This window comes from Salmonella sp. 5800, assembly GCF_046558195.1.
GTDB classification, from domain to species: Bacteria; Pseudomonadota; Gammaproteobacteria; order Enterobacterales; family Enterobacteriaceae; genus Salmonella; species Salmonella enterica.
On sequence record NZ_JBGDOX010000001.1, the window covers coordinates 338014 to 364331 of the forward strand.

At 49.6% G+C, this 26318-nt stretch carries 26 protein-coding genes; 13 read left to right on the forward strand and 13 right to left on the reverse strand.

Annotation, left to right across the window (positions count from 1 at the left end):
• Positions 1 to 31 precede the first annotated feature (31 nt).
• Entirely contained in the window at positions 32 to 628 is a 597-nt protein-coding gene (gene tehB / locus ACLJZ5_RS01650; protein ID WP_000218275.1) for a tellurite resistance methyltransferase TehB, read from the reverse strand.
• The gene (gene tehA / locus ACLJZ5_RS01655) at positions 615 to 1628 is read right to left on the reverse strand and encodes a dicarboxylate transporter/tellurite-resistance protein TehA (RefSeq protein WP_001243996.1); all 1014 of its coding nucleotides are present in this window, start codon (positions 1626 to 1628) and stop codon (positions 615 to 617) included. The genes tehB and tehA overlap by 14 nt, the downstream gene beginning before the upstream one ends.
• Before the next feature lie 106 nt (positions 1629 to 1734).
• Between tehA and ydcK the strand changes: the two genes are divergently transcribed.
• Positions 1735 to 2715 (forward strand): YdcK family protein, encoded by a 981-nt coding sequence (gene ydcK / locus ACLJZ5_RS01660; RefSeq protein ID WP_000170582.1) that lies wholly within the window; start codon positions 1735 to 1737, stop codon positions 2713 to 2715.
• On the opposite strand, the gene rimL is transcribed toward ydcK, so the two are convergent.
• Positions 2712 to 3251, reverse strand: coding sequence for a 50S ribosomal protein L7/L12-serine acetyltransferase (rimL, locus tag ACLJZ5_RS01665; protein ID WP_000229294.1), 540 nt, complete (start codon positions 3249 to 3251; stop codon positions 2712 to 2714). The genes ydcK and rimL overlap by 4 nt on opposite strands.
• Before the next feature lie 216 nt (positions 3252 to 3467).
• Here rimL and ACLJZ5_RS01670 point away from each other — a divergent pair, with 216 nt between their 5' ends.
• The 8 genes from ACLJZ5_RS01670 to aac(6') all read left to right on the forward strand — a co-directional run bounded on the left by ACLJZ5_RS01670 (position 3468) and on the right by aac(6') (position 9465).
• Positions 3468 to 4586, forward strand: a complete 1119-nt coding sequence (locus tag ACLJZ5_RS01670; protein WP_000144624.1) for a M42 family metallopeptidase — start codon at positions 3468 to 3470, stop codon at positions 4584 to 4586.
• On the forward strand, positions 4583 to 4864 hold the full coding sequence (gene sgcB, locus ACLJZ5_RS01675) for a PTS sugar transporter subunit IIB SgcB (RefSeq protein WP_000976132.1): 282 nt from the start codon (positions 4583 to 4585) through the stop codon (positions 4862 to 4864). The genes ACLJZ5_RS01670 and sgcB overlap by 4 nt, the downstream gene beginning before the upstream one ends.
• Positions 4865 to 4874: 10 nt before the next feature.
• Positions 4875 to 6188 (forward strand): PTS sugar transporter subunit IIC SgcC, encoded by a 1314-nt coding sequence (gene sgcC / locus ACLJZ5_RS01680; protein WP_024797929.1) that lies wholly within the window; start codon positions 4875 to 4877, stop codon positions 6186 to 6188.
• 13 nt (positions 6189 to 6201) lie between these two features.
• Positions 6202 to 7008, forward strand: a complete 807-nt coding sequence (gene sgcQ, locus ACLJZ5_RS01685; protein WP_000118615.1) for a BtpA family protein SgcQ — start codon at positions 6202 to 6204, stop codon at positions 7006 to 7008.
• A 131-nt stretch (positions 7009 to 7139) separates the two neighbouring features.
• Positions 7140 to 7577, forward strand: a complete 438-nt coding sequence (gene sgcA / locus ACLJZ5_RS01690) for an SgcA family PTS sugar transporter subunit IIA (protein WP_000606454.1) — start codon at positions 7140 to 7142, stop codon at positions 7575 to 7577.
• An 11-nt stretch (positions 7578 to 7588) separates the two neighbouring features.
• On the forward strand, positions 7589 to 8221 hold the full coding sequence (locus tag ACLJZ5_RS01695; RefSeq protein WP_024797928.1) for a ribulose-phosphate 3 epimerase family protein: 633 nt from the start codon (positions 7589 to 7591) through the stop codon (positions 8219 to 8221).
• A gap of 15 nt (positions 8222 to 8236) precedes the next feature.
• Positions 8237 to 9028 carry a DeoR/GlpR family DNA-binding transcription regulator gene (locus tag ACLJZ5_RS01700; RefSeq protein WP_001670738.1) on the forward strand — a complete coding sequence of 264 codons (792 nt, stop codon included), beginning with the start codon at positions 8237 to 8239 and terminating at the stop codon, positions 9026 to 9028.
• Positions 9028 to 9465, forward strand: a complete 438-nt coding sequence (gene aac(6'), locus ACLJZ5_RS01705) for a cryptic aminoglycoside N-acetyltransferase AAC(6')-Iy/Iaa (protein ID WP_023218173.1) — start codon at positions 9028 to 9030, stop codon at positions 9463 to 9465. The genes ACLJZ5_RS01700 and aac(6') overlap by 1 nt, the downstream gene beginning before the upstream one ends.
• Positions 9466 to 9511: 46 nt before the next feature.
• On the opposite strand, the gene ACLJZ5_RS01710 is transcribed toward aac(6'), so the two are convergent.
• From ACLJZ5_RS01710 to ACLJZ5_RS01730, 5 genes are all read right to left on the reverse strand, one after another.
• Complete coding sequence (locus tag ACLJZ5_RS01710) at positions 9512 to 10714, reverse strand: lactate oxidase (RefSeq protein WP_024797927.1); 1203 nt, start codon at positions 10712 to 10714, stop codon at positions 9512 to 9514.
• Positions 10715 to 10725: 11 nt separating this feature from the next.
• A complete protein-coding gene (locus ACLJZ5_RS01715; protein WP_001024319.1) occupies positions 10726 to 11301 on the reverse strand; it encodes a YceI family protein in 576 nt (191 codons plus the stop codon).
• Between the two features lie 195 nt (positions 11302 to 11496).
• Positions 11497 to 13152: a glucan biosynthesis protein D gene (locus ACLJZ5_RS01720; RefSeq protein WP_001081947.1), complete on the reverse strand. Its 1656-nt coding sequence runs from the start codon at positions 13150 to 13152 to the stop codon at positions 11497 to 11499.
• A gap of 219 nt (positions 13153 to 13371) precedes the next feature.
• Positions 13372 to 14880: a carboxylesterase/lipase family protein gene (locus ACLJZ5_RS01725; RefSeq protein WP_000933978.1), complete on the reverse strand. Its 1509-nt coding sequence runs from the start codon at positions 14878 to 14880 to the stop codon at positions 13372 to 13374.
• A 48-nt stretch (positions 14881 to 14928) separates the two neighbouring features.
• Complete coding sequence (locus ACLJZ5_RS01730; protein ID WP_024797926.1) at positions 14929 to 16272, reverse strand: VOC family protein; 1344 nt, start codon at positions 16270 to 16272, stop codon at positions 14929 to 14931.
• Between the two features lie 292 nt (positions 16273 to 16564).
• On the opposite strand from ACLJZ5_RS01730, the gene ACLJZ5_RS01735 reads away from it, so the two are divergent.
• Entirely contained in the window at positions 16565 to 17488 is a 924-nt protein-coding gene (locus ACLJZ5_RS01735; RefSeq protein WP_000414259.1) for a LysR substrate-binding domain-containing protein, read from the forward strand.
• Positions 17489 to 17548: 60 nt separating this feature from the next.
• Here ACLJZ5_RS01735 and ACLJZ5_RS01740 read toward each other — a convergent pair whose 3' ends face one another.
• From ACLJZ5_RS01740 to ACLJZ5_RS01750, 3 genes are all read right to left on the reverse strand, one after another.
• Positions 17549 to 19174, reverse strand: coding sequence for a methyl-accepting chemotaxis protein (locus ACLJZ5_RS01740; RefSeq protein WP_024797925.1), 1626 nt, complete (start codon positions 19172 to 19174; stop codon positions 17549 to 17551).
• Between the two features lie 168 nt (positions 19175 to 19342).
• Positions 19343 to 20461 carry an S-(hydroxymethyl)glutathione dehydrogenase/class III alcohol dehydrogenase gene (locus ACLJZ5_RS01745; RefSeq protein ID WP_000842141.1) on the reverse strand — a complete coding sequence of 373 codons (1119 nt, stop codon included), beginning with the start codon at positions 20459 to 20461 and terminating at the stop codon, positions 19343 to 19345.
• Positions 20462 to 20492: 31 nt separating this feature from the next.
• On the reverse strand, positions 20493 to 20768 hold the full coding sequence (locus ACLJZ5_RS01750) for a metal/formaldehyde-sensitive transcriptional repressor (protein ID WP_001120770.1): 276 nt from the start codon (positions 20766 to 20768) through the stop codon (positions 20493 to 20495).
• A gap of 518 nt (positions 20769 to 21286) precedes the next feature.
• On the opposite strand from ACLJZ5_RS01750, the gene ACLJZ5_RS01755 reads away from it, so the two are divergent.
• Complete coding sequence (locus ACLJZ5_RS01755) at positions 21287 to 21688, forward strand: effector protein (protein WP_077914037.1); 402 nt, start codon at positions 21287 to 21289, stop codon at positions 21686 to 21688.
• Positions 21689 to 21810: 122 nt separating this feature from the next.
• Here ACLJZ5_RS01755 and ACLJZ5_RS01760 read toward each other — a convergent pair whose 3' ends face one another.
• On the reverse strand, positions 21811 to 22527 hold the full coding sequence (locus ACLJZ5_RS01760; protein WP_410958870.1) for a hypothetical protein: 717 nt from the start codon (positions 22525 to 22527) through the stop codon (positions 21811 to 21813).
• Between the two features lie 423 nt (positions 22528 to 22950).
• On the opposite strand from ACLJZ5_RS01760, the gene sseJ reads away from it, so the two are divergent.
• Positions 22951 to 24177, forward strand: coding sequence for an SPI-2 type III secretion system effector SseJ (gene sseJ / locus ACLJZ5_RS01765; RefSeq protein WP_024797924.1), 1227 nt, complete (start codon positions 22951 to 22953; stop codon positions 24175 to 24177).
• 120 nt (positions 24178 to 24297) lie between these two features.
• On the opposite strand, the gene ACLJZ5_RS01770 is transcribed toward sseJ, so the two are convergent.
• Positions 24298 to 24642: a DUF1294 domain-containing protein gene (locus ACLJZ5_RS01770; protein ID WP_000281190.1), complete on the reverse strand. Its 345-nt coding sequence runs from the start codon at positions 24640 to 24642 to the stop codon at positions 24298 to 24300.
• Positions 24643 to 25551: 909 nt separating this feature from the next.
• Here ACLJZ5_RS01770 and ACLJZ5_RS01775 point away from each other — a divergent pair.
• Positions 25552 to 26313 (forward strand): transporter substrate-binding domain-containing protein, encoded by a 762-nt coding sequence (locus tag ACLJZ5_RS01775; protein ID WP_024797923.1) that lies wholly within the window; start codon positions 25552 to 25554, stop codon positions 26311 to 26313.
• The last annotated feature ends 5 nt before the right edge of the window (positions 26314 to 26318 follow it).

Genomic DNA, 26318 nt, shown 5'->3' on the forward strand with positions numbered 1-26318 from the left:
AACGCAGCGAGACTTACAGAACTTGCATCGGTCAGGCCGGTTTTCTCGCCAGCATCGTAGCAAAGCGCAGTTTGATACGGTTGCCGTTTTCGTCCGTGCGGTGAAGCTCGCCGACATCTTCGTTGTATTTCAGCATGTCCCATCCTTCGTAATAGCGGCGTAATTCGCCTTCTTTAAAAGCGAACGGGAATCCCACCGTACAGGGAAAGTCCGGCGTATCCATTGCCGCAACAATCAAATTATACCCGCCGGGTTTTGTGCAGCGTTGCATATTGGCAATTAAACCGGGAATGGTTTGCGCCTCAAGAAACATCATAACCACCGTCGAGAGAATAAAATCGTACTCGCCGTCAAAGGTCAATGTATTCAGATCGACAATGTCGGTTTGCAGATTATCCAGCCCTTCTGCCGCTTTAATACGCTCAAGGTTAGCCATACTGGCCGGATTTTTATCCCATGCGGTAACGTCATAACCGTTCGCGGCCAGATACAGACTATTGCGGCCATTGCCGCATCCCAAATCCAGCGTTCGGCCCGGCGCGACAACCTTTGCCGCCGCCAGCACATCCGAATGCGTGCGGGTTAATCCATATTTCTCAGTAAAGTAATTTTCGTCACGAACGGTCATTTTTTTCCTCCGTTTTCAACAGTGCAGCGCGCTCAGTGCGAATAAGCAACGTCCCCTGCACCAGCAATAGAAATGTACGAACCAGCAATAAGGCGATAATAGCGTTAGTGAAAATAAACAGCGGGACGGCCAGAATATGGAAAAGCCCTGATTCACTACCGTGACCAAGATGTAACCCCGTGGTCGCCAGCGCGGAAACGCCGAACGAAAAACTCCAGAAAGAAGCATTAAACGGTTGTGATAAATACCAGGGCATTAATCGCAGCATAAATAAAAGCTGTAACAGACCGTAGCCGAATAGCATTTTCGCCAGCGTGTCGCCCTCCCCGCCATTGACGCTCAGCCAGGCGCTACAGGCGACCAGCGCGGGCGCCAGTTGGATACCCAACGACGTACGCAGCACCGCCGGTAATTCGCCGCAGCTACGCAGTCGCTGCAAAATAACCGGTTCCAGACTTAACCACGAAAAAACGCCTGCGCCTAAAAACACCAGTCCGGCATCATTGTAGCCGAGCGCTCCACAGGCCATGGCGCTGATAAAATTATTCGCTACCGTGGGCAGATAAAGCCCCGGGGTTGTCGCTTCTTCCGGATGCGCTCCGCGCCAAAGTCCCGCCGTCTGCCATGCGGCATACGCCAGTTGTATGACGACCCCCACGCTGAATAGCGCAACGGCCAACGGGCGATACCAGGGAACGAAACCGATCGCGACCAGCATCGTGGTGGCGGGAAACAGGCTGACAAAACTGCTCATTACCGGATGTCGCACTTCAGCCATCACGCTATGGGGAAAGCGCACAAGACGGCTAAGGAACGCCAGGGTCAAGAGTGCCCAAATAATCATCGCCAGGATCACCATGATGTCGCCGGGCCAGTGGCTTATTGCCCATATCTGGCTGGCATAACGCCAGGCGAATCCCATACCGATAGTGCCAAGGACGATGCCAAAATAGCCCGCAGGCAGATTGAGCACACGATCGCTCTGCTTGTGATTACGCATTTTGTTTAATTTATAAAGTATATTTTAAATGCATTTTATGGAATTTCTGGTTGTTTCGCCAGTACCTTTGCTACGGTTATCTTAATCGTTCACACGGAATTTCCCTATGACCAAATATCGACTGAGTGAAGAACCTCGTGCTTTTACTTATCAGGTAGACGGTGAGAAGAAAAGCGTCTTATTACGACAAGTTATTGCCGTAACGGATTTTAACGATGTTAAAGCCGGAACCTCCGGCGGCTGGGTTGATGCCGATAATGTGCTGTCACAACAGGGGGATTGCTGGATTTATGATGAAAACGCGATGGCCTTTGCGGGCACGGAAATTACGGGTAATGCGCGTATCACGCAGCCGTGCACGCTCTACAATAACGTGCGAATAGGCGATAACGTCTGGATTGATCGCGCTGATATCAGCGATGGCGCACGGATAGGTGACAACGTCACCATTCAGTCCTCTTCCGTGCGCGGAGAGTGTGCGATTTATGGCGATGCCCGCGTGTTAAACCAGTCAGAAATTCTCGCCGTTCAGGGACTAACGCATGAACATGCGCAGATTTTACAAATTTACGATCGCGCCACCCTGAGCCATTCGCGGATTGTCCATCAGGTACAGCTTTATGGCGACGCCACTATCACACACGCTTTTATTGAGCACCGGGCGGAGGTCTTTGATTTCGCGCTCATCGAAGGCAACAAAGACAATAATGTCTGGATCTGTGACTGCGCCAAAGTCTATGGCCATGCGCGGGTTATCGCCGGTACAGCGGAAGATGCTATCCCTACCCTTCGCTACAGCTCGCAGGTAGCGGAACATGCGTTAATCGAAGGCAACTGTGTGTTAAAACATCATGTGCTGGTAGGCGGACATGCAGAGGTACGCGGAGGCCCGATTTTACTGGACGACCGCGTGCTGATTGAAGGCCATGCCTGTATACAGGGCGAAATTCTGATTGAGCACCAGGTCGAGATTAGCGGACGGGCGGCGGTGATAGCGTTTGACGGCAATACTATTCACCTGCGCGGCCCAAAAGTGATCAATGGCGAGGATCGTATTACGCGTACCCCCTTAGTCGGTTCCCTTTAATCCGTATCAATAATGCGGGCATACATATTAACGTCGTGATAGACGCCGTTAAGATACTCTGCCTGTTTCATACAGCCTTCCAGCGTAAAATGGTTGCGCCGTGCGACCGCATTACTGGCCTGATTATCAACGCGGCATTTAATGACGAAGCGCCGAATATCGCCGCGCCGGGCATAATGTGTCATCAGCGCCTGTAATGATTGCGACATTATCCCTTGTCCCTGGAGGGACTCATCCAACCAGTAACCGATATAGGCGGCTTTGTTTATCGGTTCGATGGCATTAAATGAGAGTACGCCCGCCATCTCATTCTGGCAGAAAATCAGGTACATTTTGGCGTAACCACGCTGGTGCAACAGTATATTACCCTGCACATGCTTACGCGTTTCCTCCTGCGACGTGACATATTGCGGCCAGTCGAGCGACTGTTGTAGCCACGCTTTGTTTTTGAGTACCAGTTGGTGCAGCGCCGGAACATGACTTTCATCTGCCGCTTGCAGTTCCAGCGTCGTGCTAACAGGAATAATTTCCACCATCGCGTTGCCCTTCTTCGTTGTTGGTCGTGATCACATAAATAGCCTGGTTTACCGATAACCCGCAGGTGATATGAGCGTTTTTATTGTATCGCCATCACATTATTTTTTATTGGCCCTATTTAGCGTATTTCCGCGTGACACATTTCACACTTATCCAACCATTCTCCGCCTATAAAACGCTCAACGACTGATTGTTTTATCACCACGGAGACGCCAATGACCTTTTCTGTGCAGGAAACGCTTTTTTCTTTACTGCGGCTAAACGGGATTTCAGGACATGAAAGCAGTATTGCAAACGTTATGCAGCACGCGTTTGAACAGCAGGCCAAAGACGTCTGGCGGGATCGCCTGGGCAATGTCGTCGCCCGTTATGGCAGCGATAAATCCGACGCGCTTCGCCTGATGATTTTTGCGCATATGGATGAAGTGGGTTTTATGGTACGCAAGATCGAACCCTCCGGTTTTTTACGTTTTGAACGCGTGGGCGGCCCGGCGCAAATTACTATGCCCGGTTCGATTGTGACGCTTGCCGGACGTTCAGGCGATATCATGGGCTGTATCGGTATTAAAGCATATCACTTCGCGAAGGGTGACGAGCGCACCCAGCCTCCCGCTCTCGATAAACTCTGGATTGATATCGGCGCAAAAGATAAAGCGGATGCCGAACGAATGGGTATTCAGGTGGGGACGCCAGTAACCCTTTACAACCCGCCGCACTGTCTGGGCAACGACCTGGTATGCAGTAAGGCGCTGGATGACAGGCTGGGGTGTACGGCGCTACTGGGCGTCGCCGAGGCCCTCGCCTCCACACCGCTCGATATCGCGGTATTCCTGGTCGCGTCGGTGCAGGAAGAGTTCAATATTCGCGGCATTATTCCCGTTTTACGACGCGTGCGCCCCGACCTGGCGATTGGTATTGATATCACCCCATCCTGCGACACGCCTGACCTGCAGGATTACTCGGATGTGCGGGTCAACCACGGCGTCGGCATCACCTGTCTGAACTATCACGGACGCGGTACGTTGGCGGGACTGATTACGCCGCCGCGTTTGCTGCGGATGCTGGAGACCACCGCGCACGAAAATAATATTCCCGTACAGCGAGAAGTCGCGCCAGGCGTCATCACCGAAACCGGCTACATTCAGGTTGAACTGGACGGTATTCCCTGCGCCAGCCTTTCTATTCCTTGCCGCTATACCCACTCGCCAGCCGAAGTCGCCAGCCTGCGCGACCTGACTGATTGTATCCGTTTACTGACTGCGCTGGCCAATATGTCGCCAGAACAGTTTCCCATTGAGCCTGAAACAGGCGCTACACAAGAGGCACGACCATGATGAAAAAGATCCTTGTGGCATGTGGTACCGGCATGTCGACATCAACCATGATTGCACAAAAATTGCAGGACTTTCTCGCGGAGCAAGGCATTGCGGCAACCACGGCGCAATGTTGTCTGAATGAGATCCCGTTGAACTGTAACGGTATGGATCTCATCGTAACGTCCATGCGTACGCACAGTGACTATGGCATCCCGACGCTCAACGGCGCCGCCCTGCTGACAGGCATCAACGACGACGCATTAAAACAAGAAATCAAGGCGCTGTTAACACAATAAAGGGGGCATTATGTTTGATTACATCCTGTCTCTCGGCGGCACCGTTTTTGTGCCCATCATTATGATTATCATCGGCTTAATCTTTCGTATTCCCTGGCTGCAGGCAGTGAAATCCGGGGTGACGGTCGGCATCGGTTTTGTCGGCATGGGGTTGGTGATCGTCATGGCGATCGACAGTCTCAGTCCGCCGATTAAAGTGATGATTGAGCGTTTTGGCCTGACGCTGCATGTGTTTGACGTCGGTGCCGGGCCCGCATCCGGCGTCGGCTATGCGACGGCCATCGGCGCGATGATCATTCCCGTTATCTTTCTGCTCAACGTCGGTATGTTGGTGACTCGTCTGACCAAAACCATGAACGTTGATATTTATAACTACTGGCACTACGCCATTACCGGAACGGTCGTCCAGTTGATGACCGGCAGTCTGATTTATGGCGTACTGGGCGCGATTTGTCACGCCGCCTTGTCGTTGAAAATGGCCGACTGGACGGCGAAACGAGTACAGAACATTGTGGGTCTGGAAGGGATTTCTATTCCGCAAGGGTATGGCTCCAGTTCCGTGCCGTTGTTCGTATTGCTGGATGCAATATACGAAAAAATACCGTTTATGAAAGGACGCAATATTGACGCTCAGGAGATCCAAAAACGGTATGGGATGGTCGGCGACCCGGTGATTATTGGCGTTGTTCTCGGGCTGATCTTCGGACTTGCCGCAGGCGAAGGCTTTAAAGGGTGCGCAACCTTAATGATTACCGTGGCGGCGATTATGGTGCTGTTTCCGCGCATGATTCGCCTTATCGTTGAGGGATTAATGCCCATTTCCGACGGCGCGCGTAAGTTCTTCCAGAAACACTTTAAAGGGCGCGAAGTCTTTATCGGTCTGGATACCGCAGTGACGTTAGGCCACCCGACCACCATCGCGGTTGGACTGCTGTTAATTCCCATCATGTTAATTCTGGCGAGCATACTGCCGGGCAATAAAGTCCTGCCGCTGGCTGATTTACCGGTTGCGCCGTTTTTTATCTGCATGGCCACGGTTATTCATCGCGGCGATCTGATTCGTACTCTGCTCAGCGGCATCATTGTCATGATTACCGTTCTGCTGATCGCCACCCAGTTCGCACCGTACTTTACCGATATGGCGCTCAAAGGCGGCTTTAGCTTCGCCGCTGAAAACGCGCAAATTACTGCGCTGTCGGTGGGAAATATGTTTGGCTGGTCAATATCTGAATTGATGTCGCTGGGCATGATTGGCGTGGTGATTGTGGTCGGCATTGTCGCCAGCATCATACTTGTCTTACGTAAACGTGAACTACCGGAATAAGGAGCAACCCAGAATGAGTTGGCTAAAAGAGGTAATAGGAACAGAAAAAGCCGTTATCGCCATGTGCCATTTACGGGCGTTGCCGGGCGATCCCGGGTTCGATACCAGGAAAGGCATGAACTGGGTAATTGACCGCGCCCATGACGATTTAATGGCGCTACAAAATGGCGGCGTGGATGCGGTGATGTTCTCCAACGAATTTAGTCTGCCTTATTTAACGAAAGTCAGACCGGAAACGACCGCCGCGATGGCAAGAATCATCGGTCAGTTAATGAGTGAAATCCGCGTACCGTTTGGGGTAAACGTGTTGTGGGACCCTGTGGCCTCGTTTGATTTGGCGATGGCGACCGACGCAAAATTTATCCGCGAAATTTTCACCGGCGCTTACGCCAGCGATTTTGGCGTCTGGGATACGAATGTCGGCGAAACCATTCGCCATCAGCATCGCATCGGCGCAGGCCACGTGAAAACGTTGTTTAACATCGTGCCGGAAGCGGCGGTGTATCTGGGAAACCGCGATGTCTGTTCAATTGCGAAATCGACCGTATTTAACAATAACCCCGATGCCCTGTGCGTCTCGGGGCTGACGGCGGGCGCTCGCACGGATAGCGCCATACTGAAGCGAGTAAAAGAGACCGTCCCCGACACGGTCGTGCTGGCGAATACCGGGGTGTGTCTGGAAAACGTCGAGGAGCAGCTCTGCATTGCCGACGGATGCGTAACGGCAACCACGTTTAAAAAAGACGGCGTCTTCGCCAACTTTGTCGACCAGGCGCGCGTGGCGAAGTTTATGGAGAAAGTACGCCATATCCGACAATAAAATGGGGATAAGCAAAACGCTTATCCCCTGCAGAGAGCGATAACTCTTCTGCCGATCTCCGTCGCCTTCGCCAAAAGACACGCCGGGGATCGGTTCCAGAGTAACCCGAACCGGCAAGGAGTCAACGATCGATGATTAATGATGTTAAGTGGGTTCAGGCGCAACGCCATGCCAGCGACTGGCGACACGCGCTGGATATCGCCGTTCGTCCGCTGATTACGTTCGGCGCGGCGGCCCCCTGCTACCTGGACGGTATTATTGAGAACACCCTTAAATGGGGGCCATATTATCTTATCGCGCCGGGGATTGCGCTGCCCCATGCCAGACCAGAGCAAGGCGCTAACCATAATCAAATCAGCGTCACTACGTTAGCAACGCCGGTCGCTTTCGGTAATGCGGATTGCGATCCCATCTGGCTGTTGCTTTGCGCCAGCGCCACGGATGCCGAAGCACATATTCGCACCATTCAACGCATCAGCCAGTGGCTCGACTCGCCGGAAAGCGTCGCGATGCTGCAAGATGCGCCAAATGATGCCGCGCTTTTCGCGCAATTAACCGCATTGCGCTGATGGAGGTTTCGATGATCCTGCACCCTTCACTGGCCTCCGCCGATCCGCTGCGCTATGCCGAGGCGTTGACCGCTTTACACGATGCGCCCCTCGGCTCGTTGCATCTGGATATCGAAGATACCAGTTTCATCAACAATATTACCTTCGGTATGAAAACCATTCAGGCAGTCGCACAATACACTCGCCATCCGCTCTCATTGCACCTGATGGTCTCATCACCGCAACGCTGGTTACCCTGGCTTGCAGCTATTCGCCCCGGCTGGATTTTCATTCATGCCGAAAGCGTGCAAAACCCCTCGGAGATTCTGGCGGATATTCGCGCTATCGGGGCGAAAGCAGGACTGGCGCTTAACCCGGCAACGCCGCTATTGACTTATCGTTATCTGGCATTGCAACTGGATGCGCTGATGATCATGACCAGCGAACCCGACGGACGCGGACAGCAATTTATCGCCGCGATGTGTGAAAAAGTGAGCCAGAGCAGAGAGCATTTCCCTGCTGCGGAATGCTGGGCGGACGGCGGTATTACACTTCGCGCCGCACGGCTGCTTGCCGCCGCAGGCGCACAGCATCTGGTGATCGGCCGGGCGTTATTCACGACGGCGAACTATGATGTGACGTTGTCACAATTTACCGCGCTATAAAGGAGTCATATGCTGATGAGCCAACAGCGCCCCGACCGTATCAAACAGATGTTGCATTACCTTTGGCAACACAGGCACCTCTCAACACAACAAGCTATTGAGCTTTTTGGCTATGCAGAGGCAACCGTGCGCCGGGATTTTCACTATATTGCCAGCCGTTATCCCGGTATGGTTCGCGGCCATGGTTGTATTGACTTCGACGACAGTACGGAAGATAAAGAATATGTTTTCGACGTTAAGCGAACGTTACAAAGCGAGGCGAAACGCGAAATCGCTGCCCTCGCCCGCACGTTCATCAAGGATGGAGACTGCTTTTTTCTCGACTCCGGCTCCACCTGTCTGGAACTGGCAAAATGTCTGGTCGACGCCAAAGTAAAAGTCATTTGCAATGACATCAAAATCGCTAATGAACTGGGTGGCTTCCCACACGTAGAGAGCTACATTATTGGCGGACTGATTCGCCCCGGTTACTTTTCGGTGGGCGAGAGTCTGGCGCTGGAGATGATTAACGCCTTTGCCGTTGAACGCGCCTTTATCTCCTGCGATGCGCTGTCGATTGAAACGGGCATCACCAACGCTACCATGTTTGAAGTGGGCGTTAAAACGCGCATTATTCAGCGCTCACGCGAGGTCATATTGATGGCCGATCACTCAAAGTTTGATACTGTAGAACCCCATGCGGTGGCGACGCTGTCCTGTATTACTACCATTCTTAGCGACAGTGCGCTCCCGTCTGCTATCGCCCGACGTTATCAGCAGGCGGGATGCCGTCTCATCATGTCAGACCCCTCATCAGGAGCGCGCTAATGGACATCAGGCAAATGAACAGAACCCATCTGGAGCACTGGCGCGGATTGCGAAAACAGCTCTGGCCTGGTCACCCGGATGACGCCCATCTGGCGGACGGCGAAGAAATTCTGCAAGCCGATCATCTGGCATCATTTATTGCGATGGCAGACGGGGTGGCGATTGGCTTTGCGGATGCCTCAATCCGCCACGATTATGTCAATGGCTGTGACAGTTCGCCCGTGGTTTTCCTTGAAGGTATTTTTGTTCTCCCCTCATTCCGTCAACGCGGCGTAGCGAAACAATTGATTGCAGCGGTGCAACGATGGGGAACGAATAAAGGGTGTCGGGAAATGGCCTCCGATACCTCGCCGGAAAATACAATTTCCCAGAAAGTTCACCAGGCGTTAGGATTTGAGGAAACAGAGCGCGTCATTTTCTACCGGAAGCGTTGTTGAGGAAAATCATACAGGAAAAGGTCGGGTATAGTACCCGACCTTTATATTACTGGGGCAGCTCTTTTTCAGTTAACAAGCGTGTCGTTTTCACTTGTTCAATATTCCTGGTGCCACCCAACATCATGTTAATTGTCAGCTCTTTGTTTAGCTGTTCAATCACTGATGCCACACCCTGAGCGCCGCCAAGATTAAGACCGTATAATACAGGCCGGCCAACCGCCACAATATCCGCTCCGCTGGCTAACGCTTTGAATACGTGCGAACCACGGCGTACTCCACTGTCAAAAATAACAGGCACTCGCTTGTTGACAACTTTTGCAATCGCAGGAAGCATATCGAATGAGGACGGCCCGCTGTCTAATTGACGGCCACCATGGTTAGAAACCCATATTCCTGCGGCTCCGGCCTGGATAGCAATTTCAGCATCCTCCGGCGACTGAATGCCTTTTACGATAACCGGCAGACCGGAAATACGATGTACATAGGCAATATCCTCCGGCGTAAAGGCTTGTTTAGCCTGCGCGTAAATTTCACTTATCCCTGCCCCTTTGCCGGTTTTTGAACCATCGTCATTTTTTCTGGCGAACATTTCCAGGTTTGCAAAGCCCAACGGGAACTGGAAGTTATTTTTAATATCTTCTTCCCGATAACCACCGACAGGCGAATCTACGGTCAGAATAATCGCTTTAGCGCCATGCTTTACCGCTTGTGCAAGAATAAATTCGTTAAACTGATTATTCTTACTCATATAAAGCTGGAAGAAGAACGGATTTTTCCCGGAAACGTTAGCCACCTCTTCGATGGTCTTGTTGCCATAAGTGCTCAACGAGAAAATCGAACCGACCTGCGCCATGCCTTTCGCCGTCGCCAACTCTCCGGAGGCGTGGGCCAGGCCCTGCGCTGCCATCGGTGCCTGGATTATAGGCGTTTTAAGCGGAATACCCAGTAGCTGCGTTGATAAATCGATCTCTTTTAACTCAATGCCCTGTAATACGCGCGGCATAATGTATTTTTTGTCAAAGCTTTCGGTGTTGCTGCGAAGATTATTCTCATCTTCGGCTCCACCGCGAATATAACCAAATGCCCCTTTCTCCATTCTGGCCTGAACGCGCGCTTCCAGAGAGGCTACGTTCGTCATTTTTATTGTTTTTTCGTCCGTGCTGGCTTTGTACTCTTCAGCATAAGCCAGGCCTGACGTTGCCAACATCGCCAGCGAGGCCACTACCCGAATGAGGTGATGAGTTTTCATCATTATTCCTTTTATTGCTTAACCGCTTCTGCCTGAATTTTTATATCGACAACTTTCGTCATCCCCATATCGACCAGATAATCTACACCCCACTGGGTGCGATCTATTTGCGTGACAAAATCACCACCGCAAACCTGCGCCTTGAATATCGGGCTCATATAACAGCCAAACTTGGTGGTGGTTAAGGTAACGGGCTTAGTTACTCCCTTCATTGTTAGCAAACCGTCAATTGAAACTGGTTTATTATCTTCAAAATGCCATTTTGTCGATTTAAATACTATTTCTGGATATTTTTCCGCATCCAGAATATCACTACTGCGGATATGGTTATCAAACGCATCCACCCCGGTATTTAAGGCGCTCACAGGAATCGTCACACGCATCTCTGCGACTTGCTTTTCCGGCTGATATTTCAGTTCGCCGCTAATAGCATAAAACCCGCCATGATTGGTTGAGGTCTGGAAATGATCGATATTAAATACCGCATTGGTATGCGTATTATCAAATTTATATACATCTGCATGAGCAGCACTTAATAAACCCAGAGACAGGACAGCACCAAGAAAACTCTTTTTCATTATATTCACTTTATATCTTAAATAAGGTGAAGCTATCTTAATGTCCCCTGTCCGCAGGATCGAGAGGGATAAACAGGAAGGACTGTTGCAAAAATAGAACGATGAAAAGGCCGTGTCACAAAAACAGCAGCTCACGAATGAGTTTATGTCAGGGCTATTTCCGCAACCTGTACCGCCTTTGTGGCGGTACAGAAGGCAAACTGACTAACGCATGATACGATCGTCGACATAACGGCGCTTATCCGGCGCGGGCGGGAAATACTGATACAGCCAGGTTTCGCTGATAGCCTCCCCCTGGCAGCGCAGGAACATACGCATATCCACCGGTGCCGTAGAATCCGAGGTCGGATACCAGTCAAACTGGATACGATAACCGTCGAAAGGCTCTACGTAGAGGATCTCAATCTGCTTCGCCTCGCCACTGGAGAGCGTAATTACCGGCTCAATGCCTTTTGGCGCGGCCGCTTTCAGATCGCCGCCGACAAAATCAATAGCAAAACGGCGCGCCCATTTATCTGGGTAATGCTCGCCCGGCGCCCAACCTTCGGGAAATCCGCCCATCCCTGTACGGGTCGCCATGACCCGCGCAAGCGGCGATTGTACCGGCGGCTGCGCGCTCCAGTACAAACGATAATTGAACGCCAGCGTATCCCCGGCTTTGATCGCTTTTTCCGGCTGCCAGAAACAGACCACATTATCCAGAGTTTCACCAGTGGTTGGGATCTCCATCAGGCTAACCGCGCCTTTCCCCCACTTACTGCGCGGCTCCACCCACAGGCTCGGACGTTTGTTGTACCAGCCCATCACATCCTGATAATGCGAGAAATCGCGATCGAGTTGCAGCAGGCCGAACCCTTTCGGGTTATCGTCCATATATGCATTGAACTGCAATTTCTGCGGATTATTCAGCGGGCGGCAAATCCACTCGCCGTTACCCCGCCACATCGCCAGCCGATCGGAGTCGTGAATTTGCGGATGAATGGTGTCGCATACCCGGCGTTCATTATTCCCACAGCTAAACATACTGGTCATCGGCGCAATGCCAAGTTGCTTAATATCTTTACGGGCGTAGAGATGGTTTTCTACATCCATGATCACCTGCGATTTTTCGCAATGGATCACAAATTTATACGCGCCCGTCACGCTGGCGCTGTCCAGCAGAGCGTAAACGGTAAACGTAGTATCGCCCGGCTTCGCGGTGTCAAACCAGAATGCGGTGAAGTCAGGGAACTCTTCCTGACCGTCAGTATAGGTATCTATCGCCAGCCCGCGAGCCGACAGGCCATACTGATAAGTATCATCTACCGCCCGGAAATAACTGGCGCCCAGGAAGGAGACGACATCGCGCCGCGCCAGTTCCGGCGCTTTAAAGACACGGAAACCGGCGAAACCGAGATCGCTCTGCCCTTCCAGTTGTGTCGTATCGACGCCGGCATCGTTGTATTTAAACAGTTCCGGGCGAAAATGAATCTCACGAGCAAGATGCGTCGTCGTATCAACGGAAAACATGCGTACGCGACGACGAAAGCCCATCCCTACGTGGAAAAACTGAATATCGAGCTGCCGGTTGGCAACACCGTTCCAGAGTGAATGCGCCGCGTCATACTGAATGCTGTTATAGGCCTGCGGCGTCAGATTGGCGAGCGTATCCGGCAAGGGTCCCGGCGCGCCGCCCCAGGGCTTTTTCGCTAACGCCTGGGCCATTGATTGCAGACCAGCAAAATCAAAACGGACAATTTTACCATCCGCAATATCGGATTCCGCGGCAAACGCCGCCTGAGAAAAGAGGGAAGCAATACCGCTGGAACCGCACACGGCGGCCATTGCCATTGAACCTTTAATAAATCGTCTACGATTCATACCTGAAAATGAGTCCTTCTGGTCTTGTGAATGGTCCCGCGCTGGTTTTTTCAGCAGCAAGAATGTGCCCGTTTCTGACCGCTCACTCTAGACAAAATTCATTAATAATCCAATTGTTGGTCGCCTGGAAACTGTGCAAAAGCGTAAATATTTTATGTCGATAAGAACCGACCTAATCGGATGTAAACCTCACGCAGCATTCTTCAGGTTATGAAAAGTTTATTCCAGACTAACGTGATGTTTCATGACTCGTTTAAACAGCGCCAGACGCGCACGCATAAAGCGGTTTTCCACTTTAAAACCGGCAAGTTTGTTCAGTCCAATCCGCAACAGACGATCTCGCCCCCGAATGCTGGCGGGCCAGCGAACCGGGCCGTGCAGCACGTCGCGCGTGCGGCTGGCATGACGAGCGAAATTCACCCAGTAATCCGCCACCTGCGAGGCAAAGGCCAGGTCATTCTCATTCACATAATGGCATGTGGGCTCAGCCCGCGTTAACGTATCGAATACATACGGTATTTCATTGCCATGACAGGCACCATTCGCGTAGGTGTTATGCTCCGCTTCGGCGACATAATCAAACCAGTAACGCCAGCACGGTTCGCCGATCCGCTGCTGCGCTTGCATGACGACATAACCCAACGTGGTAAATACCATATCCCGACAGACCTGCCGCCCTAGTGCTTCGTCGCCTTTCACTCCAGGATAAAGCAGCCGGATTAACCCCAGGCCAACACGCCGCTCACGGCGCATTTTTTGAATTTGACCGGCAATATCGACGCCAAAAACTGCCAATACGCTGGCTTCATCGCTATTCGAGCCGATCATCACCGGTATCGGATGCTGTTTCGCCGCAAAGAAGGTTTCCAGCATCGGATGCGGCAGCACGACGTCGCCGGAAATCGGCGTCGGCGCAATTTTAAAAGGCGCGTCCAGCGGCCAAAACGTCTCTGCCGGTAAAGCGCGTAGCTGTTCGGCAGTGGCATGGGCTAAGCCAAGATGTTCTGCCAGCGCAACGCCTTTTTTTAGCGCCACCTCGCGGGGCGTATCCGGCAGCGTATAACCACTCTGAATAATCGCTTTATGAAAAAGCCCCTTCGCCAACGGCGAAGCCATCAACGACAGCACGCTGCGGGCGCCGGCGGATTCGCCAAATAACGTCACATTCTGCGTATCGCCGCCAAACGCGGCAATATTGTCCTGCACCCAACGCAGCGCAGCGATTTGATCGAGTAAAGCGAAATTATGAATACACTCCGCCTCTTCGCCTTCCAGCGCCGGATGCGCGAAAAAGCCCAGATGGCCAAGCCGATAATTGACCGTCACCACGATCGCGCCGCGCTTCGCCAGCGCTTGACCGTCATAGGGCGGCAAACTCCCCGCGCCAATGGTGTAACCGCCGCCGTGTAGCCAGACCATGACCGGCAACGGTTCATGACGCACGGCGGGAGCCCAGACGTTCAGATAGAGACAGTCTTCGGAAAAATTTCCCGGATCACCGCCGCCGAGTTCACGACACCAGGTAATATCCTGCCAACTGGCGCAGGAGAAACAATCCGCCTGGCGCACATCCTGCCAGGGCGTAACAGGCTGCGGCGCACGCCAGCGTAGCTCCCCTGTTGGCGGCGCGGCATAAGGTATACCGCGCCAGATATGGATTTCTTCCTGTACGACGCCCACGATTTTACCGTGACGCGTCGCCACCAGCGGGATGGAGGGATTCAACATAACGCCTTCCTTTTACAGTATCCTCACAGCCTGTGAAGCTTACCGCTTTTAAAGCAGACCGCAACGGCGTTTACTGCGTTCTTCCGCTTCCTGATATAACGAAAATTCATCCCGTACTGCACATCCCAGCGCCTGTTCAAAGGCGTCGCGGCTGGCATTACCGTGCCTTCTGGCCAGCGTTTCATTTCCCAAATTCGACTGAAAAATGCCGGCTGCGCTGACCGGAAGAAAATCTTCATAGGTAATCGGCTGCGCGATCACCCAACCGCGCTCAATAAGCGGCTGCGGATCGTCGCCAGGATGAATCGCCTGACGATGCGCCTCGCCGGAAGGCGTTAAGCGATAGCGGAACCAGGCAAGCCCCTGCTGGCGAAGCAGAAATTCGCTATCCGGGAAGGCGTTAAAGACCTCCTGCAAATGGAGTTGATGCGTGAAGTTATCCTTACCCGTTCCCGCCTTGTGCAATAGTTCATCATATAATCGACGACCTTTTGGCGTCAGCGCGACGCCACGTTGCTCAATTTCGCCGAAGCGCGCCGTGTGCGTACCCTGCTTTTCATCAACGAAGAGCACCTGCTCTTCCAGGGCTTTGAAACTGGTTTGCCGCAACAGAATAGGCACTTCGCGGCGAGGCGGACCTTCGATAAGAATTTTAGGCGTAATGCCGCACTCCGGCATCATGGCCTGTACCCGGTCGATATCCAGAGTACGCGGCGTCAGATGGTTAATGTGACATCCCGGAAAACAGACCACGTCGGCAATTAAACGATGCTCACGATGCAGGCTGCGGTACGTTTCCTCATCAACGGTAGCCTGACGATGCCAGCGAAAAGTCTCCAGCGTTTCACGGACGAACTCTTCGGCCTGAGCAGCGCTAAAACCGCCCTGCTCGTCGTACTCATCCAGCAATTGTCGGCAGCGCGATGTAAAAATATCCCGCTGCGATAAGATTTCCGCCGCCCGCTGGCGTAATGCCGCGTTTTCAATGAGCTCCAGGCGTAATAGTGAAGTGAACATGCGAAAGGGATTACGCGAGAGCGAAGCCTCGTCAATGGGACGAAATGCCGTGGAGTGCACAGGCACGCCCGCCTGAGAGAGATCGTAATAACTTACTGGGTACATCCCCATGATGGCGAATATCCGACGCAAGGTAGAAAGTTCTTCTGCGGTGCCAACACGAATGGCGCCATGCCGTTCCACGTTCAATCGCGCCAGTTCATCGGCATTAGCCAACTGCTCATGCAGTTTGGGATTATTTTCCAGCACCGCCAGATTCACGTCAGCCACAAGTTCCAGTAACGTACCGTACTGCGGAACTTCCTGCTGGTACATTGCCGACATTGCCTGCGAAAAGTGTTCCCGAATCTCATCTGCCGTGATGGTGTTCGCCATAATGTCATGCCTCCAGTGAATGTTACCTGGAGTGTAGAAAACCTCATCCATTCCGGGGAGAAGAATTTACAAACTGTGATCCGACCTGAATTCATTATGCAGAACGGATTGACATGAGCTGGCGTATCCCCGACCAGATCGCGGCTTAACACGCTTAACGGCAGTTGAATCATCAGTAAAATAAAACAGTTGTAACTTGAAATGGTAAAATGTTAATAATATTTTGCTATCAGGTTATCAAAAACAAACAACTTTACTTGTCACCCGCACGGCTCTGTTTTTAACATCGCTTATGGAAAAAAATGGTCTGTTTAGTCAGCGCATTCGGTTGCGCCACCTTCATACATTTGTCGCCGTTGCGCAACAGGGAACTCTGGGGCGCGCGGCTGAAACCCTTAACCTGAGCCAGCCAGCGCTTTCTAAAACGCTGAACGAACTGGAACAACTCACCGGAACCCGTCTGTTCGAACGCGGGCGACTGGGCGCGCAATTAACGGTTCCTGGCGAACAATTTTTGACTCATGCGGTAAAAGTATTAGATGCATTGAATACCGCCGGGCAGGCGCTGAATCGCAAAGAGGACGCCAGCGCCGATGTGGTGCGTGTTGGCGCGCTCCCCACCGCTGCGCTGGGTATACTCCCGGCGGCTATTGGGCGGTTCCATCAACAGCAAAAATCGACCTCGTTACAGGTCGCGACCATGAACAATACGATGTTGCTTGCAGGTCTGAAATCAGGCGAGATCGATCTGGGTATTGGCCGCATGTCAGACCCGGAATTAATGGGCGGTTTAAATTACGAACTGCTGTTTTTAGAATCGCTTAAATTAGTGGTACGCCCCGGTCATCCCCTGTTACAGGAGACGATCACGCTCAGTCGGGTTATGGAGTGGCCGGTAGTCGTCTCGCCAAAAGGCACGGTACCGCGCCAGAATGCGGAAGCCCTGTTGCAAAGCCAGGGGTGTAAAATGCCTGCCGGATGTATCGAAACGCTATCCGCATCGTTATCACGACAACTGACCGTAGATTACGATTACGTCTGGTTCGTCCCCTCTGGCGCGGTTAAAGAAGATCTTCGCCAGGCGACACTGGTCTCATTACCCGTGCCGACCCAGAGCGCAGGCGAACCGATAGGTATTCTTACGCGAGTTGATATCCCGCTCTCAACCGGGGCGCAAATGCTGATTGCGGCGATCCGTAAATCGATGCCGCTGTGATAGCGGCAGTCGGACATTAAGCGCGCCCGCGGCTAAAATAGCCCGCTGGCGCAACGCTTATTAAAGGAAGGATGATCGCATCGTCGCGCCAGTATTCTGTAAACGAAACGCATCAACGGCTTGCGTCAAGTGGGCGGCCTGTTCTTCAAGCGAAGCCGCCGCCGCGGACGCCTCTTCGACCAGCGACGCGTTTTGTTGCGTAACCTTGTCCATCTCAGAAATCGCCTGACTGACCTGAACAATACCGCGACTTTGCTCATCAGAAGCTGCCGCGATGTCGAGCATAATATCGGTGACGCGTTTGACGGCATCCACAATCTCATTCATGGTGCTCCCTGCAGCGATAACCTCTTCGGAGCCTTGTTCAATCAGGCTGACCGATGCGCCGATCAAGCCTTCAATCTCTTTTGCCGCCTGCGCGCTGCGACTGGCGAGGGTACGAACCTCACTGGCGACCACCGCAAAACCGCGTCCTTGTTCCCCGGCGCGTGCCGCCTCGACCGCCGCGTTTAGCGCCAGGATGTTGGTCTGGAAAGCGATACTGTTAATGACGGCGGTAATTTCCGAGATTTTTTTCGAGCTGGTGGAAATATTCCCCATCGTTTGTACGACCCCGGAAACCATCTGGCCTCCGCGACTGGCTTTACCGGAAGCATCTTCCGCCAGTTTGCTGGCGTGATGCGCATTATCCGCATTCTGTTTAACGGTTGCCGTCAACTGTTCCATACTGGCTGCGGTCTGTTCAATGGCGGCAGCCTGCTGTTCAGTACGAGAAGATAAATCCGTATTACCGGCGGTAATTTCGCTGGTGCCTCGATAAATTTCCTCCGCCCCCTGACGAACCGCCCCTACCGTTTGTTGCAACGCATGCTGCATTTGCTGAAGATGATGACTCAGACGACCAATTTCACTGCGTCCTGTGGGCTCGTCAGCCATGGTTAGATCGCCCGCCGCAATGCGTTCGATACGTGACGCAGACTGCTGCAAGGGTTGTATCACCGTGCGACGCAGCACCATGAAGGTCATTAACGTCAATACCAGCGCCAACGTAAATGCGCCAATCATAAACATCATACCGAGCCGGGTACGTTGGTAAGCCTGTTCGCTAAGTAGTCTTGCCCGCTCGGTGCGCAGTTCAATCGCTTTCAACAGGACATGGTTATATGCGGCATCCAGTTGTTTTGCCTGCTCGTTTTCATGATTAATGATCGCTTCGAACATGCCATTTTTGGCAAATTTCAGCATCGGTTGCAGGCCGTTGATATAGGCGGTGTAGCGGGCGTTTAACTCGTTATCCAGCGCGTCATCGGCGGGTGTTTTCACCGCTCTGGACATATAAGCGTTAAAGCCGTCCTGAGACTGCTTGATCCGCGTTTCCGCAGCGGCAATATTGGCTTTCATTTCATCCATTTCAGCAATCCGGCTCGCCGCGCCAGCGTGGATCATATTGATACGTGCGGTACGTAAGTGGTTAGCGCTGTTGGATAATCCCATCCGTACCTGAATCTCGTCCGTGACATCACGCTGATCGCGATCGGCCTGTAACAGAAAATAGCCTGCCAGCCCGGCGCTCAAAGCAAAAAGAAGAAGGATGCCACCGAGAATGGAGGAAAACAGCGGAACCAGCCGAATATGATGCAGGAAGCCCAGTTTATGCGAGGCTTGCATCGAGAATGTGTTGCCCATGACCGTCGACTCTCTTGTAAGTTTTATGCGTAAAACACGCCCGTTAGATAGTCATCGGCACTTCGTAACGTTTGCTTATCGCGAAAAGCATCGCCTTCGTCACATTTTCACAACATTCATTCCAGAAAATTCAGAAAAGCGCCAGCGGAAAATCCGCTGGCGGATGAATCAGTTATCGCCAAAGTGGATAACAGTACGGATGGATTTACCCTGATGCATCAGTTCAAAGGCATCGTTAATCTGCTCCAGCGGCAGGCGGTGAGTAATAAAAGGATCTAAACGGATTTTACCGTTCATCGCATCTTCGACCATCCCTGGCAGCTGCGTGCGCCCTTTCACGCCGCCAAAGGCGGAGCCACGCCAGACGCGACCGGTCACTAGCTGGAAGGGACGGGTTTTGATTTCCTGCCCTGCTCCCGCTACGCCAATAATAATGCTTTCGCCCCAACCTTTATGACAACATTCCAGCGCTGCTCGCATCACGTTAACGTTGCCGATACATTCAAAACTGAAATCTACGCCGCCATCAGTAAGCTCAACAATAACGTCCTGGATCGGTTTGTCGTAATCATTCGGATTAATAAAGTCCGTGGCCCCCATTTCGCCCGCCAGCGTAAATTTTTCCGGATTCGTGTCGACAGCTAAAATACGCCCGGCTTTAGCCTGAACCGCGCCCTGAATAACCGCCAGCCCAATACCGCCTAAACCAAAAACGGCAACGGTGTCGCCCGCTTTCACTTTAGCGGTGTTATGGACGGCGCCAATACCCGTCGTCACGCCGCAGCCCAACAGACACACTTTATCCAGCGGCGCCTGCGGGTTCACTTTCGCCAGAGAAATTTCCGCGCAAACGGTATATTCGCTGAACGTGCTGGTTCCCATATAGTGATAAACGGGTTCGCCGTTATAAGAAAAGCGGGTAGTGCCATCCGGCATCAGCCCTTTTCCCTGAGTGGCGCGTACGGCCTGACAAAGGTTAGTTTTACCGGACTTACAGAACTTACACTCGCCGCATTCCGCCGTGTACAGTGGAATAACATGGTCGCCGGGTTTCAGGCTGGTTACCCCCTCGCCGACCTCGACTACCACGCCGCCGCCTTCGTGCCCCAGTACTGCCGGGAATACGCCTTCCGGATCATCGCCGGAAAGGGTAAAAGCATCGGTATGGCAAACGCCGGTATGGGTGATTTTGACCAGAACTTCGCCTTTTTTCGGCGGCGCAACGTCAATCTCGACAATTTTTAGCGGCTGACCGGGACCAAAAGCAACTGCTGCACGTGATTTCATATATCTCTTCCTGTTACGGTGAGGGAAATTGTTATTTTAGATAAGCGCGAAGGAGATGGCCGATTTCCGCCATCCGAACCGCGCGCTGATCTGGCGTAGTCTCCCCGCTGACCAGCTCATCTTTCAGATGGATCTCAACCATTTCACTCATCAGGCCATTAGACGCGCCGCGCACGGCGGCAATCTGTTGCAGAATCGCCAGACAAGGTTCGCCAGACTCAAGCGCCCGTTCCAGTGCTTCGACCTGCCCGCGTATGCGACGAACACGGGTAAGGATACGTTTTTTATCTTCAGGTGAATGCGGCATTCGACCTCCATATACTATAGGGGGGTATACTATCAGAGTTTTTATGTAATTGTAAAATTAAACACACTATAAAAATCAACCTCTTATAACTTGTCGGCATAGGCCATCAAGAATCAGTTCACATTCAGCATATTCAGCTCACGGGAACTTTTTCTGGCCACAGACAATAAACGCCAAAGCTTCCTTTCTAAGCTGCAATGTTCTGCCCGACTAGGGCACAGAGGTAATGCCGTGTGAATCCAGTCCCATTACCCGGAAGTAAATATTTGCTCAATAGTTTTTACTTACTCACCAGGTGGTAATGAATAAAGGTTATGATATGCAGATGTCAGTCTTGTAAGAACGTAACATCACAACTGCGATACACCGCCGACGGGTAGCAAAAATATCTCAACCCCGTGTCTTTCCAGGCTTAGTCAATGTGGACAAAAAATCAAATGAGCGTTATTTGAAAGTTTTTTAATACCCAAAAGCGTCATCATTATTGTTAATTTGAAATCAATCTCAGGTAATAATCCATGCCTATTTCGATTTGTAAACATGGTGCTCCTTTTGTTGTTCAACATGAAAATCGGTACGGTTCCGGTGCAAGTCACTCATCATCACTTTTCAAATCAATCCGCCATATTAGCAACTCTCATGAGGCAATAAACTTTATAAGTTGCTATAGTGCAAATGGAAGCTGTTTTTCCAATGCACAGATGCTAGCCAATGCCTCAGGGAGCCCTGTTATAGGTTATTATGGGAAAATAAATAAGTTAACAGCCAATCTGGATAATAGCGGTCGTATATTCCGCCCACAGCATAAGCTTGCGGCCAATATTTGTTATGTAGGTAATCGGCTTCTGAGCGGTCCAATTCAACTTGGGTTTGGCCTGAAACATCTGCTAAACTGCCACTCAGATGGTAATGTCAGATAAAGTGTCATGCAATGCCCGTATTGCTATTCCACAGCCTACAGATATGGGCGCTCAGTTCTTTCTCTAATCTCTGCTATGGGAAGCTCTGGCGTCATTTCACGCTCTTGCCAACCAGTATTTTATTAAAGTCTGACTTTTACCAGGGTAATTTCATAAGAGTGTCCATCTTCTGGTCTAAAAATAATAAATCTATTGTTATTTTTAGTAAAGGATTTCGACAAAATAAAACTATCATGATATCTGGCCAGGACGTAGTTCCAGCCTCCATCATACAATATCATTTCGTATTCTTTCTTTAATTGTGGCTTATAGATCCCAACAAAAAAAGAAAATATAAAAAAATATATAATAAAACCAATCATAACTATAGTGAAACAATGTCTTCGCACCCAACTGAGTTGCGTAAAACAAATCACTGGCATCAATTTACTATAAAAACGCATCCCCACCGATAGGCATAAAGCCACCAGTAAAATGATAAAAAAAAGCTCCCACAAAAACGATTCTGTTAAGAGAGAAAACTCGATAACAATTGGAATAAAGAACAAAACCGCTGCCAAAAAAAGGCGTAAGAAGCTAAGGTCGTGGATGCGTGCTTTTTGCTTTACTAGAAAAAACAATAGAATACCCACACCCCATGCTATTATGAATATAGCCATCAGGCTAATCGCATGGAATAGACTTCGGGCAATGTTGTCAGGGCCGACGCCTACATACCACCACGGGAAACCATAGTACGCGGAGACGCCCCAACCATAAAAATAGGCGCTTCCCCATCCCAAACCACCTAAATAGGCCAAAAGCATCGAAGAGTTTTTAATAATTGAATCATCACTCATTATAGTTAGCTCACTTAAAAAACATTTAATATGAAAATAGAAATCAAGACGTTACATAAAACACTAGCACTTTAGCAATATTAGTCGGATGATAAGTTTATCTGTTTTTCCTGAGTATCAAGCCAGCTCATACTCACGCCAGCACACTAAAAACAGGAATGCATACTGTTTGATAACTTTTCCTCAGCCAGGCGCACACTCAATAATGATAGTAGTCAGATAATATGTACCCGGTATTAACTTCACGTTGTTGATGATATATTTACATCCCTGAAAAATAATAAACGCTGTATATATTTCATTGACGGCGACAAACTGTTAAAGAAGCGTAGTTCAATATACACTATTTACCTGATTACTTTTCTTGCTAATATTTGCTAGTTAATACTTTGCTAAAGCGTTTAATATAGTAAGGAGGTCACTATGCCATTAAGTGTTGGACAGGGTTATTTCACATCATCTATCAGTGCTGAAAGATTTAATGTGATAAAAGAAAGCGCACGCCCTCCGGAATTAAGTTTATGGGAGAAAATCAAAGCATATTTCTTCACCACTTACCATGCAGAGGCGCTCGAATGTATCTTTAAACTTTACCACTATCAGGAACTGAATCTAACACCGGTACAGGTTCGCGGAGCCTACATCAAACTTCGAGCCTTAGCGTCTCAGGGATGTAAAGAACAGTTTATTATAGAATCACAGGAACACGCCGACAAGTTGATTATTAAAGGTGATAATGGTGAAGATATTCTATCTATTGAGGTTGAATGTCATCCGGAAGCTTTTGGCCTTGCCAAAGAAATCAATAAGTTACATCCCAAGCCAGAAAATATTTCTTTGGGTGATATTACCAGACTGGTATTTTTTGGCGACAGTTTATCTGACTCCATGGGGCGTATGTTTGAAAAAACACATCATATCTTACCCTCCTATGGTCAATACTTTGGCGGAAGGTTTACTAATGGATTTACCTGGACTGAGTTTTTATCGTCCCCACACTTCTTAGGTAAAGAGATGCTTAATTTTGCTGAAGGGGGAAGTACATCGGCAAGCTATTCATGCTTTAATTGCCTCGGCGACTTTGTATCAAATACGGACAGACAAATCGCATCTTACACCCCTTCTCACCAGGACCTGGCGATATTTTTATTGGGGGCTAATGACTATATGACACTACACAAAGACAATGTAATGATGGTCGTTGAGAAACAAATTGATGATATTGAAAAAATAATTTCCGGTGGAGTTAATAATGTATTGGTCTTGGGAATTCCCGATTTGTCTTTAACACCCTATGGCAAACATTCTGATGAAAAAAGAAAACTTAAGGATGAAAGCATCGCTCACAATGCCCTGTTAAAAACTAATGTTGAAGAATTAAAAGAAAAATACCCCCAGCACAAAATATGCTATTACGAGACTGCCGATGCATTTAAGGTGATAATGGATGTGGCCAGTAATATTGGTTATGATACGGAAAACCCTTATACACATCACGGCTATGTACATGTTCCCGGGGCTAAAGACCCTCAGCTGGATATACGTCCACAATACGTCTTCAACGACCTGGTCCATCCAACCCAAGAAGTCCATCATTGTTTTGCCACAATGTTAGAAAGTTTTATAGCTCATCATTATTCCACTGAATAAAGTTCCATCGGCTGCGGTACGCCGTGAGTAAAACATCGTTCAATATCATAGTGCCAGTGGCATGAAAATATGAGGTTGTCTTTGCTGCCGGTTGGTCAATAAGTGATCCATACTCTATGTTCAGTAGGACAAAAATGGATAGAGTCGATAGATCGCCACCGTAACTACAATACTCACTATCACACTGACGATAAAGTATGTTTTGAATGGCTGCTTTTGCGTTTTATGACGGAAGAGTTGTTGACCAACAATCGCACCAGGCCACCCACCGACAACCCCAAACACCAATAAAGTGGATTCCGGCACTCTGCGCCAGGTTTTACGTGCCGCCGTTTTGTCTATACCGTAGATCGCCAGCGTTAGCACATTGGCAAGCAGGAACCACATCGCGACGGGATGCGATGTAAAAATGCTTCCGACCGCAGCGGAGATCAGGAGCAAATAACAAAAGCGGTTAAGATACATATTATTATGTCATAGCAAGGATTAGGGGCATCGAAGCCCATTATACGCGATACATGCGCCTATGTGATGTAGAATTTTCTTTTCACTCAGCCAACGAGTCATCAAGGATTCATTTTTAATTACCATGGTAATCATAAGGTAATTAACGTGTTGTGAACACGATTAAAATGGGTAAAGCCACCGAAAATGTTACCACCTTAACCGTTGCCAGGATAACTTAATGAAGAACCCTCTTTATTGCTGTTTGTTATCCGGTTGGCAGTCTTAGTTTTGGATTTATTTATCGTATTTATATTTATTACATAAGATGTACGATGTTAATTTGAGAATTTTATCTCGAAAACCGTATATATTAAGATATTTCTGAATTAAGATTATTATCGATTAAAACAAGTTAACGTTTTGATAAACATAACAACATCGTCAGAACTCCTGATTTGTTGTCGCTTGTTCATAAGACAAATAATTTATATGCTTGCAAATATAGATAGCACGCAAATCAACTTAGCTCAGAAAATGTATTTGACAAGCAAAGATAAGTCTTTATATTGGCCCTGGATAGAGTGGCAAGATGATACTTAGAGACATTAAAGGCACCGTCACTGAAGCATTTATCTGCTTATCATGTAAATATGTATGCGTAAATGGAGCATAAACTATGTCCAGTATACTAATGTCTATGGTATCTTTACATTTTCACCTTTCATGGGGTCGCTGCACTCATATCCAGTTGATATCTCATGGTATATTCAATCCATCCCCTTTGATGATTCCTGTCAAACCTCCTGATTAAATTAGTTAACAGCGATGGAATACATAACGTTAAGTACTTTACGCCTGCAAATGTCAGGTTCACGCCCTAATGCTTAATTTATAATACGCATTACCTTACCACAGGAAATAGATAGCATGTTATCCAAAAAAATTGGCTTATCGATGATAGTGTTGGGAATAATGTCGTCTTCAGCTTTTGCTGATAGCATCGTTGAAGGGAAAACACTCAATGTCGCAGTATCACCGGCCTCTCCCCCTATGTTATTTAAAAGTGCTGATGGCAAATTGCAGGGGATAGATCTGGAGCTTTTTACGTCTTACTGTCAGTCACGGCATTGTAAGCTAAACATCACCGAATATGCCTGGGATGGAATGCTTGGCGCAGTGGCGAGTGGTCAGGCAGATGTCGCATTTTCGGGAATTTCAATCACAGATAAACGTAAGAAAGTTATTGATTTTTCTGAACCTTATTACATCAACTCTTTTTATCTGGTCAGTATGGCCAATCATAAAATAACGCTCAATAACCTCAATGAATTAAATCAATATTCTATTGGATACCCTCGAGGAATGGCTTACTCCGACCTTATCAAAAACGATCTGGAGCCCAAAGGATACTACTCGTTAAGTAAAGTAAAATTATATCCAACATATAATGAGACGATGGCTGATCTAAAAAATGGTAATCTTGATCTGGCTTTTATAGAAGAGCCGGTTTATTTTACCTTCAAAAATAAGAAAAAGATGCCGATAGAAAGTCGTTATGTTTTCAAGAATGTTGATCAACTTGGCATTGCCTTTAAGAAAGGCTCCCCCGTGCGCGATGATTTTAACTTATGGCTTAAAGAGCAAGGGCCACAAAAAATATCTGGCATCGTCGATAGCTGGATGAAATAGTAAGC

Coding starts and splice junctions, on each gene's coding strand:
- tehB (WP_000218275.1), bottom strand. CDS start 628: ATGACCGTTCGTGACGAAAATTACTTTACTGAGAAATATGGATTAACC.
- tehA (WP_001243996.1), bottom strand. CDS start 1,628: ATGCGTAATCACAAGCAGAGCGATCGTGTGCTCAATCTGCCTGCGGGC.
- ydcK (WP_000170582.1), top strand. CDS start 1,735: ATGACCAAATATCGACTGAGTGAAGAACCTCGTGCTTTTACTTATCAG.
- rimL (WP_000229294.1), bottom strand. CDS start 3,251: ATGGTGGAAATTATTCCTGTTAGCACGACGCTGGAACTGCAAGCGGCA.
- ACLJZ5_RS01670 (WP_000144624.1), top strand. CDS start 3,468: ATGACCTTTTCTGTGCAGGAAACGCTTTTTTCTTTACTGCGGCTAAAC.
- sgcB (WP_000976132.1), top strand. CDS start 4,583: ATGATGAAAAAGATCCTTGTGGCATGTGGTACCGGCATGTCGACATCA.
- sgcC (WP_024797929.1), top strand. CDS start 4,875: ATGTTTGATTACATCCTGTCTCTCGGCGGCACCGTTTTTGTGCCCATC.
- sgcQ (WP_000118615.1), top strand. CDS start 6,202: ATGAGTTGGCTAAAAGAGGTAATAGGAACAGAAAAAGCCGTTATCGCC.
- sgcA (WP_000606454.1), top strand. CDS start 7,140: ATGATTAATGATGTTAAGTGGGTTCAGGCGCAACGCCATGCCAGCGAC.
- ACLJZ5_RS01695 (WP_024797928.1), top strand. CDS start 7,589: ATGATCCTGCACCCTTCACTGGCCTCCGCCGATCCGCTGCGCTATGCC.
- ACLJZ5_RS01700 (WP_001670738.1), top strand. CDS start 8,237: ATGAGCCAACAGCGCCCCGACCGTATCAAACAGATGTTGCATTACCTT.
- ACLJZ5_RS01710 (WP_024797927.1), bottom strand. CDS start 10,714: ATGAAAACTCATCACCTCATTCGGGTAGTGGCCTCGCTGGCGATGTTG.
- ACLJZ5_RS01720 (WP_001081947.1), bottom strand. CDS start 13,152: ATGAATCGTAGACGATTTATTAAAGGTTCAATGGCAATGGCCGCCGTG.
- ACLJZ5_RS01725 (WP_000933978.1), bottom strand. CDS start 14,880: ATGTTGAATCCCTCCATCCCGCTGGTGGCGACGCGTCACGGTAAAATC.
- ACLJZ5_RS01730 (WP_024797926.1), bottom strand. CDS start 16,272: ATGGCGAACACCATCACGGCAGATGAGATTCGGGAACACTTTTCGCAG.
- ACLJZ5_RS01735 (WP_000414259.1), top strand. CDS start 16,565: ATGGAAAAAAATGGTCTGTTTAGTCAGCGCATTCGGTTGCGCCACCTT.
- ACLJZ5_RS01740 (WP_024797925.1), bottom strand. CDS start 19,174: ATGGGCAACACATTCTCGATGCAAGCCTCGCATAAACTGGGCTTCCTG.
- ACLJZ5_RS01745 (WP_000842141.1), bottom strand. CDS start 20,461: ATGAAATCACGTGCAGCAGTTGCTTTTGGTCCCGGTCAGCCGCTAAAA.
- ACLJZ5_RS01750 (WP_001120770.1), bottom strand. CDS start 20,768: ATGCCGCATTCACCTGAAGATAAAAAACGTATCCTTACCCGTGTTCGT.
- ACLJZ5_RS01755 (WP_077914037.1), top strand. CDS start 21,287: ATGCCTATTTCGATTTGTAAACATGGTGCTCCTTTTGTTGTTCAACAT.
- ACLJZ5_RS01760 (WP_410958870.1), bottom strand. CDS start 22,527: ATGAGTGATGATTCAATTATTAAAAACTCTTCGATGCTTTTGGCCTAT.
- sseJ (WP_024797924.1), top strand. CDS start 22,951: ATGCCATTAAGTGTTGGACAGGGTTATTTCACATCATCTATCAGTGCT.
- ACLJZ5_RS01770 (WP_000281190.1), bottom strand. CDS start 24,642: ATGTATCTTAACCGCTTTTGTTATTTGCTCCTGATCTCCGCTGCGGTC.
- ACLJZ5_RS01775 (WP_024797923.1), top strand. CDS start 25,552: ATGTTATCCAAAAAAATTGGCTTATCGATGATAGTGTTGGGAATAATG.